The sequence below is a fragment of the Niastella sp. OAS944 genome (genome assembly GCA_024809215.1).
Classification (GTDB): domain Bacteria; phylum Bacteroidota; class Bacteroidia; order Chitinophagales; family Chitinophagaceae; genus Niastella.
Window position 1 is genome coordinate 557,997 of the sequence record JANUBW010000002.1, and the last position, 19,685, is coordinate 577,681.

The following is a 19,685-nucleotide window of genomic DNA, read 5'->3' on the forward strand; positions in this document are numbered from 1 at the left end:
AAATAATTTTATAAGCCCATGCGAAAACCTACTATTACATTCCTATACAAGGGATCGAGCCCGGTATCGATGCCCTGTGAAAAAAGGCCCGGGGTTACACTAAACTCCGGATCATAGCCATTGTATTTTGTAAGTGTGAACACATTGGTGGCAGTACCGTATACAGCAAAGCTTTTTACAAATGTGCCTGCCCGTACCGGAACATTGTACTGAATGGATATATTACGTAAACGCAGGTACGATCCATCTTCTATCCAGCGGTCGCTGAACCGGCTGTTACCCATAGGATCGCCCCAGGTTGCTTTGGGCGTAGTGGTAACATGACCAGGGGCACGCCATCTGTTATTTACACTTTGCAGCTGGTTCTCTATACCGCTTGCAGCGGATAGCCGGTAACGCTGGTAGTTATACACATCATTTCCCTGGCTAAAAGTGAACAGGGCATTTAATTCAAAGCGTTTCCAGATAATACGATTACTGAAACCGCCGGTAAACCCGGGATTGGGATCGCCGATCACCGCACGATCGTTATCATCGATGATGTTGTTATTATCCATATCAACAAAGCGCATATCACCGCCTTTGAACGGAGTTAATGTACCATCGGTATTTTTCTTTTGTAAACCGGCCGCCTCGGCATCCGTTGCAAAAACGCCGTTGGTACTATATCCATAGAACTGGTTTGCCGGCTTACCTACTGCTGTAATAATAGTAGCGCCTGCAAATGGTGTAAACACCCTGTCACCGGGCACAGCCAGCACTTTGTTCTTATTTGTTGCCGCTTGTATACCGGCATCCCATTTTAAACTGCCGCCATTCACTACCCTAACGTTCAGGGCCACTTCAAATCCGGTATTTTGCATACTGCCATCGTTGGTCAGTGTATATTCAAAACCACTTAGGGGCGACAATGGCTGGTACACCAGCATGTTGGTTGTTTTGTGTTTGTAAGCGTCAACACTCAGGTTCACTCTTTCATTCCAAAATGCCACATCGAAGCCTATATTCATTTTACGTACGGTTTCCCATTGTAATGCAGGGTTGGCAATATTGCCACGGATCAATCCCTGTGCACCCAACAGGTTTTGCGAAGTATAGGTATGCCCGCTGTTGTAGTTGCCGATATCATCGTTCCCCGCAATAGCGAATGTTGCTCTCACCTTCAATAGGTCTAATACTGTGTTTGCCATCCAGTACTCCGACGAAACAAGCCAGGCGGCGCTTATAGAAGGCATCACGGGAAACTTACGACCCGAGAAGGTTATACCATGTGGCGCCTGCGGACCAAAACGCGAAGAACCGTCCATGGCTGCATTCAGGGTAAGGAACAGTTTGTTCCTGAAATCATATTCCGAATTGAAATATAAGCTCAGCCAGTTCCAATCGCCCAGTCCACCGCCTACCTGTCGTAACGCGTTTACCCCGGTTTGCACACTGGTTAAATCATCGGTTGATGAATTATAACTGTATGCATAATGTTGTGAGGCTTTGTTTGCCTGGTATCGCATACCAAGGCGGGCCACAAAATTGTGTATATCCTGATAGATCTTTTTATACTCAATACGTGTGTCGTTGTAAATAGAGAACAACCGTTTTACCTGGGTACCCATGCGGCTGTCGGCAACAGCGTTTGAAAGGGTATCGTTGGCAATACCTTTTCTTGGAACAAAGAAGTTCTCCCTTATTTTATCGTATACCACCCCAATGGTAGTACTGGCTTTCCAATTAGCAGAGATCTCATAATTAAAACCAAACGAGCCCATAAAACGGTAGTACTTGTTGCGTGCAAGCATATTCTCAACAATTACGGCCGGGTTGGTAATTCCAAAAGTATCTTTATCAGAAAGATTGGGCGATTCAACTCCTTTTTCATTTACATCTTTATCGTTCAGGAAGGGTGCTTTAATAAGGGAAAGATATACCGGTGCTGTTTTATCGGCTATACCCTGGTCTTTAAGATCCTGCTCGTTATAGCTGAACGATAAATTGGTATTACCGGTAAACCGTTTTGTAAAATTAAAGAGCGCATTGAAACGTGTATTGTAGCGGGTAAGACTGGTTTGCTTAACAATACCGTTATTTTTTGTAAAGCCCATGCTTAATCCATAGAGGGCAATATCGTCGCCCCCGGTTATTTTCAAATAGGCATTCTGGTTAAAACTGTTGGTGAGCACTTTTTGCTGCCAGTCGGTATCAAAATGATATTGCGTATAAAGCGGAGCAGCAGGGTCATCGTTCATATAGGGTTGCGCCTGAATTTGGGCATTACTCATGCCTTTACTTTGGAGTATTTCATGCAAATAGGTACGGTAATCTGCTGCATTCATCACCGGCAGGCGTTTGGGCGCCTGGTTAAAGCCACTGTATAAAGCAAAGTCGATCCTGGTGGCCTGTGTTTTTGCTTTGGCGGTGGTAATTATAATAGCGCCATTTGCGCCTTTTGTACCATAAATACTGCTGGCGTCTTTTAGCACAGAAATATTTTCGATATCCTTGATATCTATCAGCGCTAATGGATTAGTATAGTTGTTGGCAATTATGCTTTCGCCATATTCATTGGCATCGAACAGCATATTATCAATAACCACCAGCGGTTTGTTGGTTGCATACAGCGAGTTGTACCCTCTTAGAAACATGTTAGCGCCTACACCCTGGGCGCCCGAGCGGCGAATAACCTGTAAGCCCGCTACCCTTCCCTGCATCATGGCATCTGTTAGCTCAAATGGTTGGCTATGACCGGCATTTATATTATAAGCGCCTATGGCTGCAGTGGACTGTATTTTGCTTACGTCGCCAAATGGCGTAGCCACCGGTCCGTTAAGGGTTTCAAGGGTTTCATCCTGCAGAAATACCTGTAATGCCTGCCGGCCTTTCAGCGGAATACGTTTGGAGCTATAACCTTCGCCTTCAACAATAATAGTGGTTGTATAAGAAGGCACTTTCAGCGTAAAATGCCCTGCACTGTCCGACAATGTGGCCGAAAAATTATCAACCCTTACGCGTGCACCGGCAATTTCTTTCCTGGTGGCAGCATCGGTTATGGTGCCCGTTATAGTAACTCCCTGCCTGCTTATCACTATTACATTGTTGCTGGCGGCACTGTCCTGGGCATATAAGATTCCGCCCATATGAGCCAGGCATCCATTTACAATTATTGCGATCAGCCATTTTCTTTTGTTCAGCATCGTTTTGGAATTGTCATAATTTAAGAAAATGTATAAATAAGAAAGCCATGAATAGAAATCAAAAATTTGATTATAAAATGCAGAAGTAAGAAGTAGGAGGTAAGAATTAAGAGCAAGGCCAGGAAATTCGGGTTTTTCATACGTCCTACTTCATGCTTCCTACTTCTAATTCAATACTGGTTCAAGCCTTATATAATCGACGGTGATCTTGCTGGTGTTGCTGTTGGTATTGTTATCAGCAGTGAGATGAATATTAAGGACCGGCGAATAATTCGTTAGTTCGAATTCGCCGAGAAACACCTCCCTATATTCATTTGGAGCAACTGTTGTGTACGACAATTTAGTACCGGTTGGCGTTTCTATACCCAACAATTGTTTATATGGGTCTGAATTGTTGTTGATATTATCGTTCAGCGCCACCCAATACGCTTTATACTTCATAGCAGGCACACTTGCCAGCCTGTAACCCAAATAATACTGTGCATTCCCGTGGTTATATACCAGTACATCCCTGAAATCTTTACCGGTAATGGGATTAAATCTTTCCCTTATAAACGTGTAGGGGGTCCTGTCGAACTTTGTAAATGAAAAGTTCTCACCCTGTATAATGTAAGGTTGAAATTTATCTTTTGGCAATACGGGCAGCCTGCGCATAAAGTGAACGTAGCCATTGCTCACCTTTATCGTTTGCAGGATGTCGTTTTTATTTACTCTTACTCTTGCATTGGATTTCGACAATACGGAATCGGGCAGGCCAGCCGCTGTATATGCCCCCTCGATGGCCAGATCGCGTACCACTGCCAGCTGGGCAAGTGGCACCGTGCTGTCGGCAGTAGAGGTTGCATAAAAAGAAAAATACTTTGAAACCTCTTTAACATAGCTGGTGTCGGTCATTACAAAAAATGTGTATTCTTTTTTTTCATCGCGCATATCGTACACATTTTTGAAGTATAGATAATTACCAGCCGAGTCTTTTTGCGACAGCAGGAAGTTTTTCTGGGCAGCAGGCATCAGCGGCGATTGCTGTACAAACTCCCATACATTGGGAAGCACGGGTGTTGCTTTATCTATTATGTGCAGCAGTCCGTTCTTTCCATATTTATTAGCCGTAGTAATGGTTGCTTCTTCAAAATGCGTTCCCTGCAGGTTTGTGTATTTTCCATTGATCATAGGCAGGCGAACCGTATTGCTGCCTTCTACCGTTTGTAATTGGTTTGTTATAAGATTACCTACATACAGCCGAAGTTTTGCCGTATCATTTAACACCGAAGGGTCAAGCGAAGCCAGCGCCTCGTTTACAGGTGCAAACACGGTATAATTCTTTGATGTAGCTATCAGTTGGTGGTACCCGGTTTTTGATAACAGTTCTGCAAAGCTGCTGAGCTCGGGCATTGATTGTATCCGTTGATACAGATCATAACCTGACTCAGGATCGCTGAGTGATTCAACATCTTTCCATTTATTACAACCGCTTATTACAACCGCGAACAACAGCGCTACAATAAGTTTATATCTTTTTACTTGTTTCATTTCTTTCTAAGTATAGGGTGATTATTGCCAAACTTCCTTTCCATCGGGTGCAAACCTTGGCAGGTATTGCACCTCATCAATAGGTATAAAGTGCACCATATCTAAATGGGCTGCCGCACCGGAACCTGCTGTGGGTTCAAGACGAAGCATATGACGTTCGGTAGTTTTGATATCTACTATACCAACACATCTGCCGGCAAATGAGCCGCCCAGGGTATATTTCTTCCAGCCCAGTGATTCCAAGTCGGTATCTGAACCGCCGGGATAGCCCACAGTGAGGTTTACGGGCCGTTGCATCAGTTCGCCATCGATCAATACATTTATGCTGGAAATAGTGCCGCTTCCGCTTCTGTTACGATAACAGATCCATACTTTATAACGGCCTTTTATAATAGGCGGCGTTCTGAATTCCATCCAGGTTGCGCGGTTAGGCCCACCCATGGGAACAGTAAGTATATCATTATTGTATGCATAGTTACTTAGCGAACCGGTTGTACTGTATTCATATTTCACATAACGATCGTTATTATTATAATGCCAGTCAATGTCCTGAATAGGCCGGTCATCCTGGCTTGCCTTGTCGAACTGAAGCCACGATTTTTTATAAAAAGCCGGTTGCTTCATGATCTCGGGGAACATACACAGGTCCCAAAAAACGGCAGTGGGCACACGTACTTTGGCAGCAAAATGTGAATTTACTGTATGCCATACGCCGTTGGTGGCGGCGTAATCGCTTTTGCTTCTTATGAGCGACACCCCTTTTTCCAATACACCATTAAACACATCTTCATTTATCACTACTTCATTATTGATGAGTTTGGTGCTGATCACCTCCTGTGGCTGTAATGTTAAATACGAAGGGGCGTTTACAATATCACCGAGGAATAAGATGCCATTTATGATATGATAGGCCATATATAATTTCAAATGGTCTACTGTGTCGTTTGATCTTGGCCGGGGATATCTTTCAACCAGTTTTGCAAATGAAGTGATGTTGCTATCGGCCAGGGCGTTGTTTGATTCGGCAAGCAAGGTCATCCATCGTTTGCTTGAATCGGTTTCCAGTGTATCCAACATATGGAAATAACCTGTTGCTTTCATGGCTTCCACAAAAATGGAATACTCAGGATTTGCTTCCAGCTGGCTGGCAATGGTTTGTTTAGCCGGCTCAAGCACATGGTCTAATACGTGAATGTACCCATTCCCTACTTTAATATTCGATTGTAATACGAGCGCCTGGCGGTTTATAGAGAAACTTGTTCCGCCGCCTTCATTGCGTGCGCCGGTTATAAGGAATTGCCCATGCATGGTTGGGGTAGGCAATTTACCATCTTTGAATTTTGATGTTGATACCGTATCGTTCAGCAAATGAAATTTAACGATCTCTTTCAACTGGATTATATCGGCCGCATCAACACTTGGAATACTGTTGGCAGCCAGCCATGCTTTTACACCCGAATTGGTAGGCGCAAATGCCGTATAAGCACCAAATGCATTCAGGAAGTTAGTGGTCTCCGTTCTGTCGAGCACCTCCTTCCACAATGAGAACGAGTCGGGGTATTTTTCAAGATACCCCACAATGTTCACATCGTTTGTAGTGTTCATTTTCAGGTCCGGTTTTTTACAACCACCGGCCATGAACGAGGCTGCACTTATAAGTGTTGCGATGTATATAAGAAAGGTATGTTTCATAACAACCCGTTTATTATTTATAAAAAGAGTTTTGTTCAAGCAATTTGTTTGTTTGCAACTCGTAGAAGTAAATGGGGAAATAATGGCTGTTATTATCAGCCAGTTTGGCAAACGCAGCCTGGCGGCGATCGGCAGAAAGACTTATGCTGGCCATATCCAGAAGCAGCTGGCGCTTTTCATAATTGTTCCTTTTGGCATTGCGTAATACATCGTACCAGCGTTTGCCTTCAAAAGCCAGTTCGCGTTGTCTTTCTTCAAGAATATAACTGGCCATTGCACCTTTACTTAAGCTATCCATCACTTTCATGTCAACGGCATTGGCCCGCTCCCTGATGTTTTTTACAATGCGTGATGCTTCGAGCGGTTTATTTAATTCGTTGATGGCCTCTGCCTTCATCAACAAAACATCGGCATAGCGGTAAAAGATCCAATGGGCGAATGACTGATCTGCATTGCGAAAATTATCGCCAAGGTTATCAGCGCCCATATATTTCCAGATCATGAAATCGCTGCCTCGGAAGGACGTATTAATGCCACGCTCATCAAATTTCGGAATGGAACTTACCAGGTCTAACCCATATACCATTTCTACAAGATGAGTGGCCGCGCCCCATCTTTTTTTATTGGGCGTATGCATATCGAAGAACGGGTTCAAACGCTGCTCATCGAATTGCAGTTCGAAGATGCTTTCGCGGGAATTACCGGTATAGAAAACATCGTTAAAGTAGCTGCTGCGGCTTACCAAAGAATATTTGCTGGCATCTATGATCTTGTCGCACTCGGCAGCGGCTTCGTTGTATTTGTCCATCCACAGATATACATCGGCCAGCATGGCATTTGCGCCAAAGCGGGTTACCCGTCCTTTGTCCTGCGCAACGGAGCCATATGTTTCGGGCAATGTGACAGTTGCTGTTTTCAGATCTTCAGCGATCTTGTTGAGGACCTCTTCATTGGAGCTCTTTGCCAGGTTTACCACATCCTTATCGCTTACAGTAGCTTTTGTAGTCAGCGGCACTTCGCCAAAGCTGCGTACCAGGTAAAAATACATTAACCCCCTTATTGCGCGCGCCTGGCCTATTGCCCGGTCAAGCTGCGCCTGATCGAACGTATTGTCTTTTTGCAACACGCCCGGCGCCAGTTGTATAATGGTATTACAATAGTTAATGGTTTGATAGATGGTACGCCAGTTCACGAAATAGTTATCGGGAAGCATGTTCAGGTTTACTATATCCAACTCGTCCTGGCTGGCTCTGAAACCCGGCACAACCATATCGGCGCGGGCCTCACCCCAGATAAAGAACAATTCGGTATTGCCTTGTAATGAAGTATACAAACCTGTAACGGCGGCCTCTACCTGCTCCTTGGTGTTCCAGAATTCATCGCCTACAATTCCATCCTGCGGTTTCAGATCGAGCCATTTTTTGCAGCTACCCATACCGGTCACTACCAACATCAATAGTATATATAAATAAGTCTTTTTCATCTCATGCAATTGTTAGGTTTTAAAAGCTTGCCTGCAAACCGATGGTAAATGTTTTTGAAGGCGGCGTCATGGAATTATCACTGGCCACCCTGAACGGGTCGGCGCCACGGGTACTTACCTCAGGGTCCTGGCCCGTATAGCCGGTCCAGGTATACAGGTTCTCGGCAGTAACAAAAGCGCTGAGTGTTTTCATTTTAACTTTTGCCAGGAACTTTTTATCGAAATTGTATCGCAGCGATACAACCCTGAATCGGAGATAAGATGCATCTTCTACATACCGGTCGCTGCCCAGGTAGTTGTAACCGCCATCGATGATGCCACGGGGTATATCGGTAACGTCGCCTGTTTTACGCCAGCGGCGCAAAACAGCTTTACTTTGGTTGTCGAAGCTGTGCATGTTGCTGGTGTTCATTTTGGTGGCGTTCACTATTTCATAATCGTAACGGAAACTGAAGAAGGATGACAGTTTAAAATTCTTCCAGGTTACCGACGGACCGAAGCCACCTGATAACTTAGGATTGCTATTACCAAGGTATACAACATCCATATAATTGATATTACCGTCGTGATTGATGTCTTCATACATGGCATCGCCTTCCTGAAAAGTGTAATCAACTGTTGGGTAATTAAAGTGCATATATACGGTTTGCCCGTTGGGCCCAACTATGTTCTTACCATCGGCGCCTTTGGCAATGGTTGCTTCTTTATCGGCGTATACGCCTTTTGATTTGAATCCATAGAACGAGCCAAAGGGATTATCGATCTGTAACATGCGCATATATTCGCCGTTGTTACCAACATCTCCCCTGGTACTGGGATAGTACTCCGAGATCTTCCTGATAACGTTCTGGTTTTTGGAAACGTTAAAGTCAAAACCAATACTTAGGTCCTGGTTTTTGTAAGGCACGGTCCACAGGGCTATTTCCCAACCCTGGTTATCCATAGTGCCCACGTTCATGTTCACTGCATTAAAGCCGTTGTGCGATGCTATCTGCAGGTTATCGAAGAACAGGTCTTTGGTACGATTGCGATACATGTCTACATCGGCCCTGAGCCGTTGTTTAAAGAGCGAAATATTTAAACCGGCATTACCGCCATGCACAGTTTCCCAACGCAAATTTTCGAGTTTCATGCCCGATGGGTATACCCCATTGCTGCCGAGATAGCTGGTTGAATACGTGGTGTACGTATTGTAAAAGCTGTAATCGCGACGGGGTGCGTTGCCCGAAAGTGCATAACTCAGCCTGAACCTGAGATCGTCGAGCTGTTTGATATTCCTGAATGGTTTTTCATCAGAAATACGCCAGGCAAAAGAACCGCCGGGGAACAACCCATACCTGTATGCCGGACCAAATCGTGAATTGCCATCACCACGCAGTGTAGCCGAGAACAGGTATTTATCTTTAAAATCATAACGCAATTCCACAACGGCGCCTAACGAACGTGTTTGGCTGCTTCCTGAAACGGCTTTTAATTCCGTGTTCTGGGTACGGGATGGTGATGCCGGATCTACCAGTAACGAGGAAGCCGTATTGGAGGTCATCACCTCCTGGTTCACCGATTTAAAGTCGTTGGTGAAAAGGTTGAAGAAGGCCGACAAATTATGATTGATATTTTTAAATTTGGGCGTATAGTTCAAACTCGTTCTTGTAGTTACACTATATAGATCTATATCGCCATTGTAGGCCCTGTTCACTACAGTTTCTGTATTCGGCCTGCCGGTTGCCACCTGGGGCAAAAAGCTGGTGTTTAGTGTATTGTTGATATCGAACTGCACATCAAACGAGCTCGTAAGTACTCCCTTTATAAAAGCATAATCAATATGGAACCGGGGCACTACACGCTCGCCTATTACCGAAAACTTTGCCTGTGAGGCCATGGCCACGGGATTATAGATGCGGCTATAACCTCCCTGGGCATTGGACATGGGTGAAAAATAATTAGGTGTAATATTGCCCAGCTCATCATATTCAAAAATGCTCATGTTGGGCATTTTCAGGTATGCAACACCGCGAATAGCGCCTTCCTTATCGCTTAAGTAGTTACGGTCCTGGTCGGTGTGCGTATAGGCGATACTGGTAAAGATCTTTATTCTATCGGAGATCGTGTAATCGAGGTTAATACGGGTATTGATCCTGCTCAACGCTGTACCAATGGTTGTTCCCTTTTGATTGAAATAACCAATAGAGGCATAATACTTGGCCTTCTCACCGCCTCCATTAATAGATAAGTTATGATCGTTCAAATACCCCTGCCTGCTAACAGCATCCACCCAGTTCACATTATTGCTATAGTTGTAATACCAATACGGATCATTAGGATCGTAATTGAATTCCCTGGCGCTTTGGGTGTTCAGGTTCAACCCTATGCGGTTCATATAAATTTCAGGGATCATGGTAGCATACTCATCGCCATTCAGCATGGGAATAGCATCGGGCAATATAGAGGTTGACCCTTTAAATGAATAGGAAACACTTGGTTTACCTCGGGTTCCACGTTTGGTAGTTATGATCAGTACGCCACTGGCGGCGCGGCTGCCCCATACCGCCGTAGCGGCGGCATCTTTCAATACGGTAATGGTAAGAATGTCGGCCGGGGCAATGTTCAATAATTGCGCATATCCCTGTTCGTCGGCCGTACCAAAGTTGAAATCACTGGGTATTTCGGTTTCATAGGGCATACCATCAACAACGATCAACGGGTTACCTGTTGAATTAATAGAAGAAACCCCGCGAATGCGAATGTTCATTGCAGCACCGGGATCACCGCTGGTAGCTGTAATATCAACACCGGCCAGCCGGCCCTGTAAAGCCTGGTCAATGCTCACCGCCTGCATTTCTTCCAGTTGTTTGGCAGCAATGGTAGACACTGCTGTAGTCAACTTTCGTTGAGAAGTAGTACCCAGGCCATTGTCGCTGCCGCGGTTACCCACCACTATCACTTCTTCGAAATCGGTGCCGCCCATTTCCAGCTGAAAGTCAATACTGGTTCTTCCATTGATGCTTACTGATGTAGATTTATACCCTACATAGGAAACAGAGATCTTGTTTTTTGCATTGATGATCCTGAGGCTGTAATTACCTTCTATATCGGTGGTAGTGCCTTTTACAAACCGGCCATCTGCATCCATTTCCGAAACAGTAACTCCCTGCATGGGGCCCTTTGTTTTTTTATCGGTGACCTTGCCTCTGATGGCCACGGCATTACCCGATGCCTGTTGTGCATTCGCCACCATACCGTGCAAACTCAGCAGGCAGAAAATTAAGCAACCTATTTTATACAACTTGCTCATTTTATAAGGAGTATTTTAAGTAGTTGTTTATAAGATGTATCACGATCCTGTTACCCATAAATGTGCTGGGTGAAGAAATTACCGTTGCCGTTCGGCCATAGGAATCGGTTAGCATAAGGCTACCCGGGGTATTGGTCACTAATATAGTAGCGGCATCACCGAGGTTTGTTTTGAGCAAGGTGGGAACGCCGCCCTCTTCTACTCCATCGGCGGCTACTGTACGCCGGTCTAACAGATGATAATAAATAAAACGGTTCACCTTTTCCTTATCTAAATTGCTTTGAGTAGCAGCAACAAAATTGGGTACGCCGGTAGTGGCATCGCCAGGTAACAAGGTATCTTTTACCGCCTGCTGAATGGCAGCATTGTCGGGAATGAACAAGGTATAGAATGTTCCGCCCGGCACACCTGCGATCGATTTGCCAGCGGCAACATATATACTGGATGTTTTAAGGAATTCCCAGAAGTAATTGTAAGGTGATGCACTTGCCGAAGGTGTTGTTCCCAGCTTTTCAATATGGGCAGCTACGGTGCTTTCACTGAAATCAAATAATTTATCGATATAATATACCCGGCCATTTTTTGAGTCCTTGTACCGGCTAACGTCTATGGTCTGATCAGCCTCTACGTTTCCGGAAGAGAAGACTTTATTATACTTAAACCCAATGTATTCGCCGCCATATGTCAATGCGGCACCTTCACCTGCAAGACTGGTAAGCACCCTTCCCGGTACAACATGCAGGTTAAGGATGCGCAACAACCGGTTACGGGTAGTGGCGCCGCTTGTGGCGGGTAAAGTTGAACCGGGGGGCGGTGTAAAACGGTATTGCTCGTAGGGTTGAACACTCACCGCGGCATCGTGGGTAAAACCGGCCGCATTCAGCACCGAATCACTGATCATAAACAGCGTGAAATCGCGGTTAATGTCCGACACAATAGATTTCAATTCCCAATTCAACAGTTTGGTCATCATGGAATACTTTGGATCGAGATACGAACGGCCATATACACTGGTGAACACATTGGCTTCCTGTACCTTTTTAGTGCCATAAAAAATACCGTTACTTAAGATCTTTCTTTCTCCTATGTCGGTTGCCACATCAAAACGCGCTCCTTCACCCAGGAAGTTGCTTGCTTCATTGAACTTACTTGGCCAAACAGTGCGTTGCCATAGGTGTGCATTTATAAAATCATACACAATATTTACAGGCACATCGCTCAGTGTAGTACCGGGCGGATAGTTCTCAAGCAGTACTTTATTAATATAATTCTGCAATACCGCATTGGTGGGAACAAAAATGGAATAGCTTTCCGTTTGTGCATCATTCAAAGACAACAGGTGGTTCTCATTATTCAACGAATAAGCCAGTGAACCAGATGGCGCCGAGTATACTTTCGTATATACATTATCTGTTTGGCCTGTGGTAATTTGATAGCGCCGGGTAATGGCCGGGTTCAACACATATTGCACCAGGAATTTATCGAGCAGGCTTTTGAATAAACTGTATTCTTCCTTTCCTTCCAGGTACTGGTCGATAGATGGCAGCGCCGTTACCACTTTATCTATAACATGTATTACCCCGTTCTCTGCGGCTATATCCTGTTCGGTCACTGCTGCATCAGCCACATTAAAACCGGTATACTTTGAATTTGGATAAAAGTAATTGTAATCCCAGGCTGTTAGTTTCCTGCTCTGCATATAATCATTGACGAAGTATGGGATATACTTGTTATTATTATCAGTTTCTGCAAAACTTATTGAGTTTCGGTTATTAGCGATCATTTTAAGAGGTGCGCCACTGGTATCGGTGCCATCATATACAAAAGTGTAATTCGCAGTTTTCCGTTTAAATGCGGAGCCGGCCACCCAACCCGTTGGGCTTTGATAATCATCGAGCCTGTCCTTTTTATATGCATTATACACAAGGCAATACGTAACAATAGCGCGACAGGCGTTAGAATCCAGCTCATTTACACTGGTTAATTTATGTTCAGTTAAATAGGCATTGAAAGCATCATCGTGGGGCGCAAAAAATGTATAATAACCCGTGGTAGATAAGATGCGCTTATAACCAGCTTTATCAATTACAGCAAGCAGGCTGGTGAAATTACCACGGGCTTCCAGTTGCTGGTAAATCGGCGGCTCTAAAGTAGTTGGACGTTCATAATAATCGTCGAACTTTTTCTTACAGGCAAATAGCAGCCCCATTACTGTACATAGTACAGCATATCGCATTATAGATATGTTCATATTAAACGCTTACATTAACCGGGTTCCTGATAAATAAGTGAGTGAGGTGTGTTTGTTGCAGCATTGGCAACACAGCAATTGGCTCAATGGCAATTGGGCATAAAGCCTGGAGTGTAATTGTAAAAAGTGCATTCTCATATAAGCAAAGTTTTAGGTCGTGTAGTGCAATCGCATGTGAACGGCAAGATGATATTTACAACATAAAATTAACCAGCATGCATGTGAGTTCTATCCTGAGCTATCCTGAAAGCGCAATCGAAATTTGTATTAATCAACGGAAACGTTTTCGAAACATCATCATGATATAACTATATATAACAACCGCATTTATTATTATACACAAAACAAACCAACCCCACTCGTTACAATATGCTGTTAGCTGTTGTAACGTTGGGATAATAAAATAAGGTTCCGGCGTGGTAAGCAGTAAGCTTTTCACGTTCGGGTGTTCCGCATCCTTTAAAAAAGTACCTGCTGTAGAAACAGCGGGTGTTCAACGATTGTGGTGACGTCAGCTGTTTTTTGACGATCACCTACTGACTATCTAAAATGGCCTGTCAGCAACGAAGGCCAAACCAGTTTTTAGTTTTTAGTTCTTAGTTCACAGGACTGAGTTATTCAGTTGTTCAGTTTTAAGTTCCGGGTTTCGAGTTTCGGACTTTGTTTGCACTGCGAGGCGCGAAGCTGTATTATTTCACGTTTCACGTTTCACGTTTGCCGTTACGATTAGCGAGGCCCTGGACTTCGGGGACCATTGCCGATTGCCGATTCACGAATTGCTTACAGCTGCTTTTCGTTCTTAAAAGTATCGGGAATTGAAAGGCATCAATAGGCAGATCGTACCAAAAAACCGGCTTTTTGATACATTTGAGGATGGAACAAATTTAAAAGTGGTTAATTATCAACCCTTAAGGGTGGGTCGCTCTTTCAGAGCGGCTCACCCTATAACAAGGGCGAGCCCCCTTTAAGAAGGGGACCCGCCCTCAACCCCGCCCTGCTGGCTAAACTTCTTGGGCGTTTGCTTAAACTGCTTTTGGAACATGCGGCTAAAGCTGGTACTATCGGCATAACCCACCATAAAGGCAATTTCGCCTACGGTATGCCGGCCCTCCAGCAACAATTGAGCGGCTTTGTTTAGCCTTATGGTGGTCACAAATTCATGTACCGACTGATCGGTGAGCGCTTTTATTTTGCGGTAAAGCTGGGTGCGGCTTAACAATAACTGACTGGCCAGCCATTCCACATTCACCTCTTTGTCGCTCATATTCTCTTCAATAAGATGAGTGGCCTTATCTAAAAAAGCCTTGTCGGCCGAATTAGTGGCAATTAACTGCGTATTGAACCCGGTTGATGCGTTATATAATTCCCTGAGTTTGCGGCGCGACTCAAGCAGGTTCTTTATGCGAACCAATAACAAAGTTGAACTAAATGGCTTGGTAATGTATGCATCGGCCCCGGTTTCGTACCCCTCCACCTGCGACTGGTCGCTTTGCCGGGCGGTTAACAGTACTACCGGAATATGGCTGGTCTTTTCATCGGTCTTTAGTTTTTTGCAAAGTTCCAGACCGTTCATACCCGGCATCATAATATCACTAATGATAAGATCAGGAACAACTTCCCGGGCTTTTTCCAAACCCTCTACCCCATTGATTGCTTCTATAATATTATAAGTGGCGCTAAGGTTCATGCGCAGGTAGTTCCTTACATCATCATTATCTTCAACGATCAGCACAACAGCCGATCCGGTTGTTGCCGCCGGTTCTTCCGTTACATGCGCCGCACCTGCGTAATTGTCAGCGAATGTCGCTTTTGCCGGTTGTTGTATTTCCGGTTGCCATTCGGCGTTTTCTTCCAAATTACCAAGTGTAACGGTAAACCTGGTTTCTTTACCAGGTTGGCTGGTTACAGTAATAGCACCTTTATGCAGCGTTACCAGTTCTTTGGTGAGCGACAACCCTACTCCGGTACCACCGGTTTGCATGCGTTCACTGTTTTCTACCTGGTAAAAAGGTTCAAATATGCGGGCAGTAAGCTCAGCGGGGATACCAATACCATTATCAGAAACGGTGAGCATTAATTGTTCGCGGTTTTCGGCAGCCGCCATAATGGCAACAGTTATACGACCACCTTCGCTGGTGAATTTAAATGCATTGGCTATCAGGTTGTATAAGATCTTACCCACCACATCGGCATCAAACCCAAATTGTATTTCTTCCCGGTTCGCTTCAAGCCGAAATTGAATATTCCGCTGCCGGGCCTGAAATTCAAAAGCACTCATAATATTACGTACAAACGCTACCATATTCTGCCGGCTTGCATGCAGGTGTAAACTGCCCGATTCCAGCTTTCTGAAATCGAGGAACTGGTTTATGAGTGCAAGCAGGCGGCGGGCGTTGCGGTGCATTATGCCATAATATTCTCTTTCATTACCAGCCGGTATTTTTTCGGCCAGCAGCGACTCCAATGGATCGATGATGAGCGTAAGCGGTGTACGAAATTCATGCGATACATTGGTAAAGAACCTCGATTTCATTTGATCGAGTTCCTGTGCTTTTTCCGCCTTTAACCGTTCGGCCAGTATCTGTTGACTGTATTGATGGCGGGCGCGAATGATACGAACTACAATATACGCAGCCAGTAATACCAATAATATATATACCAGGTAGGCCCAGCCTGTATGCCACCAGGGCGGCAGCACAATAATTTCGAGTGTTGTTGGGGTTTGGTTCCACAAGCCATCGCTGTTGGAGGCCTTTACCTGAAAAGTATATTTACCAGCGGGCAGGTTTGAATAACTGGCAACCCGGCGCGAAGCATCAACAAATAACCAATCCTTATCAAGCCCTTCGAGCCGGTAAGCATACTGGTTCTTTTCGGGGTTCGAAAAATGTAACGCCGCAAATTCAATAGAAAAACTTCGGTCGGCATGTGTTAACGTTATCTGTTTGGCAAGGTTGATGGCCGTTGACAATATAACATGATCGTTTATTTTCTGGCCTATGGCAACTGGTTTATTAAGCACCTGTAAAGCAGTTAACCTTACCACCGGCGGGTAGGCGTTATTGGCGATATCCCCGGGCGGAAATGAAACATAACCATCCATACCACCGAAATACATTTCACCTGTAGCGGTATCAATACAACCGGAACTTTCTATAAATTCATAACCATGAAAACTCTCTTTTACCGCATAATTGCGTATATCACCGGTTTTTATCGTAAGCCTTGATAATCCATTTGTGTGTGAGATCCACAGGTTGCCCTTTTTATCGGGAATCAATTTGACGATGTACTGATCGCTTAACCCATCCTGTTTTGTAAATACTTTTACCTGCTTTTTAACCGGATCTATTTTATATAACCCATTGGCCGAACCGGCCCAAATATTTCCAAATTCATCTTCTGTAACTGTATACACGCGGTCATCGGTAGGAATGGGATCAGGCGTTGCCTCATTATAACTTACAGTATCGGTAAACGCATGGGTTATGGGATCACGTTTTACCTGAATAAGCCCCGAATAATCGGTACCTACCCACAGGTTATTTTTTGAATCGAAGAACAAACAACCTGCACCTGATTTTGAATAGTACGTACCTAACGACCTGCCTTCGAACGTATTTTTAACGGGATCATAGCGAAGCAGTTTATCATATGTACCAAACCATACTGAATGGTCAACCGGATCTTCGGTGATACCATAAAAACGGGCTGAATGTAAGGCGCCGCCGGTGTTCTCACTAAAACACCTTATCATTTTCTGCGTGTGGGTGTCGTACCTGTCGAGCCCCAACCGGTCGCCTATCCAAATATAGCCATGGCTGTCTTTGAAGAGGGTCCTAACGCTGGTGCCGGCCAGTTCATCGCGAAACCATTTCTCTTTATTTGTTTTACGATCTATAAATAATACACCGTCGTCCTGCGTACCTATCCAAATGCTGTTTGCATCAACACAAATAGCGCGTACCGGTGTATTTACCGATGTTTTATTTTTTGCATTGATGGTAAAAATATTGAAGGGCTTTGCCTTCAGATCGGCTTTATTCACCCCGCCGGTAGCAGTACCCAGCCACAAAATGCCGTGATCATCCTGGTAAACACAATTTGCGTTATTGTCGTTTATGCCGCCGTTGCTATTGGGCGTTGTTTCAAATACAAAATGTTCTTTTGTTTCTGAAAGATGATAGGGTCCCAAATGCTGCTGAAGTAAACCCGCCGCCCGTTCCAATGCCCGTAAACTATTTATGCGGTTGGTTGAATCGCGAATGGGTTTGGGCAGTTTGTCTGCTTTGAACCGGGTAAAATTGTCGGTTTCGTAATTATACCTGCTAACGTTGTTGGCAAACGAAGTGATCCACAGGGTGCCTGCGATATCTTTATATATGTGATGTATTCGGGTATTGGCAATAGAAGTTGTATCGCCGGGAACGGTGCGGTACACTTTGAAGGTATAGCCATCGTAGCGGCAAAGCCCGTTCCAGGTGCCGAACCACATAAAACCATACTTATCTTTAATGATACTTCTTATTGTATTTTGAGGAAGCCCTTCCTTTACCGTAAGATATTCGAAACTCAGCTTTTGGGCACGCAATTGAACTGCCAGGAACATCAGGCAAAACAGCAACAAATGTATTTTCATGGTGGGGCGCATACAAGACAACCGTAACGGGTTGTAAAATACGGCATATTCAATTAGGGGCATTAAAAAAACACCAACAGGCATAATACAAATTCGTTATTTCTGGTAGAATACAACGAACTTGCACAAAAAGTGTAGATTTGTTCATCATTAAATTGAAAGCAGGAGATGAATAAGATACTTCTTGCCCTTTTACTGGCCATTCAAACACTCTCATTATGGGCGCAACCCAAAATTACCGTTGCCGTTGCGGCCAATATGCAATATACCATACAGGAACTGATAACGGAATATAACAAAACCGACAAAACAAAGATCGAAGTGGTACTGGGTGCATCGGGAAAACTTACGCAACAGATACAAAACGGCGCACCGTTCGATATCTTTATTTCGGCCGACAAAGAGTTTCCTCAAAAACTGGCCGAAAATAAACTTACACTTGAAGCGCCTAAAGTATATGCGCAGGGCCTGCTTGTATTGTGGAGCGCCAGGCCAAACATACAACCCACAAAGGACCTAAAGTTGTTGCTGGGCTCAAATATTAAGAATATAGCCATAGCTAATCCTAAAACAGCGCCCTATGGCCACGCAGCCGAAGCTATTCTTAAAAAATATGGGTTGTACGATAAGGTTTCACCCAAACTGGTAACGGGTGAAAGCATATCGCAAACCAGCCAGTTCATTGTTACACAAAATGCCGATATAGGTTTTACGGCCAAGTCTATTGTGATCTCCAAAGAAACACAGGGCAAGGGCAAATGGGTAGAGTTAAACGCCCAGGACTATCCGCCCATTGAGCAGTCGGCCGCCTTATTAAAACATGCAAAACAAAACAACGAAGCCGCAGCCAAAAAGTTTTATACTTTTCTTTATTCAGCAAAAGCAAAAACTATTTACAACAAATTCGGATATATTGTAAAATGATAGAGTTAGCACCTTTATGGCTTACATTAAAACTGGCGTTGAGCACAACGCTTATTTTATTTATTATAGCTGTGCCGCTGGCTAACTGGTTAACCGGCGATAAAGGCGTTTTTAAAGTGGTGGTTCAAACCATAGTGAGCATGCCGCTTGTGTTACCGCCCACAGTCATAGGTTTTTATTTGCTGCTGGCGTTCAGTCCGGCCAACTGGTTTGGTCATTGGCTGGAGCAATGGTTCAATATCAGGCTGGTATTTTCATTTTCGGGTTTATTGATCGCGTCGGTGATCTATAGTTTTCCGTTTATGGTGCATCCCATTCAATCGGGGCTTTCTTCCCTGTCGCCCAGTTTAAAAGAGGCTTCGTATTCCTTGGGAAAAACCAAATGGCAAACGCTTTCAAAAGTGCTGCTGCCGAATATAAAACCATCCCTGCTCACCGGCATTGTATTGACGTTTGCCCATACCGTTGGCGAGTTTGGTGTGGTACTGATGATAGGCGGTAATGTTCCCAACAAAACCCGTACAGCGTCTATTGCCATCTATGATGAAGTAGATGCGCTCCATTATCACAGTGCTAATATATATGCCGGCATTCTGTTGGCGCTGTCATTTGCGATCTTATTATTGCTGTATTCATTTAACCGGAAAATGCAACAGGCCAGGTTTTACTGACCCCATAACATGAGGAAA

The 19,685-nt window shown here is 44.4% G+C and carries 9 protein-coding genes; 2 read left to right on the forward strand and 7 right to left on the reverse strand.

Annotated elements, in window-relative coordinates; translation table 11 throughout:
- Nucleotides 1-8: 8 nt before the first annotated feature.
- The 7 genes from GGD38_RS12835 to GGD38_RS12865 all read right to left on the reverse strand — a co-directional run bounded on the left by GGD38_RS12835 (nucleotide 9) and on the right by GGD38_RS12865 (nucleotide 18,072).
- On the reverse strand, nucleotides 9-3,185 hold the full coding sequence (locus GGD38_RS12835; RefSeq protein WP_375300439.1) for a SusC/RagA family TonB-linked outer membrane protein: 3,177 nt from the start codon (nucleotides 3,183-3,185) through the stop codon (nucleotides 9-11).
- Between the two features lie 165 nt (nucleotides 3,186-3,350).
- On the reverse strand, nucleotides 3,351-4,715 hold the full coding sequence (locus tag GGD38_RS12840) for a fasciclin domain-containing protein (RefSeq protein WP_375300438.1): 1,365 nt from the start codon (nucleotides 4,713-4,715) through the stop codon (nucleotides 3,351-3,353).
- Nucleotides 4,716-4,736: 21 nt separating this feature from the next.
- Entirely contained in the window at nucleotides 4,737-6,407 is a 1,671-nt protein-coding gene (locus GGD38_RS12845) for a fasciclin domain-containing protein (protein ID WP_375300437.1), read from the reverse strand.
- A gap of 13 nt (nucleotides 6,408-6,420) precedes the next feature.
- Nucleotides 6,421-7,890: a RagB/SusD family nutrient uptake outer membrane protein gene (locus GGD38_RS12850; RefSeq protein WP_375300436.1), complete on the reverse strand. Its 1,470-nt coding sequence runs from the start codon at nucleotides 7,888-7,890 to the stop codon at nucleotides 6,421-6,423.
- A gap of 19 nt (nucleotides 7,891-7,909) precedes the next feature.
- Entirely contained in the window at nucleotides 7,910-11,182 is a 3,273-nt protein-coding gene (locus GGD38_RS12855; protein ID WP_375300435.1) for a SusC/RagA family TonB-linked outer membrane protein, read from the reverse strand.
- 1 nt (nucleotide 11,183) lies between these two features.
- Nucleotides 11,184-13,433 (reverse strand): fasciclin domain-containing protein, encoded by a 2,250-nt coding sequence (locus GGD38_RS12860; RefSeq protein WP_375300434.1) that lies wholly within the window; start codon nucleotides 13,431-13,433, stop codon nucleotides 11,184-11,186.
- 964 nt (nucleotides 13,434-14,397) lie between these two features.
- A complete protein-coding gene (locus tag GGD38_RS12865) occupies nucleotides 14,398-18,072 on the reverse strand; it encodes a two-component regulator propeller domain-containing protein (protein ID WP_375300433.1) in 3,675 nt (1,224 codons plus the stop codon).
- 168 nt (nucleotides 18,073-18,240) lie between these two features.
- On the opposite strand from GGD38_RS12865, the gene modA reads away from it, so the two are divergent.
- Both modA and modB read left to right on the forward strand, forming a co-directional pair.
- On the forward strand, nucleotides 18,241-18,996 hold the full coding sequence (gene modA / locus GGD38_RS12870; RefSeq protein WP_375300432.1) for a molybdate ABC transporter substrate-binding protein: 756 nt from the start codon (nucleotides 18,241-18,243) through the stop codon (nucleotides 18,994-18,996).
- Nucleotides 18,993-19,667: a molybdate ABC transporter permease subunit gene (gene modB / locus GGD38_RS12875; RefSeq protein ID WP_375300431.1), complete on the forward strand. Its 675-nt coding sequence runs from the start codon at nucleotides 18,993-18,995 to the stop codon at nucleotides 19,665-19,667. Before modA ends, modB begins: the two co-directional genes overlap by 4 nt.
- Nucleotides 19,668-19,685 lie beyond the last annotated feature (18 nt).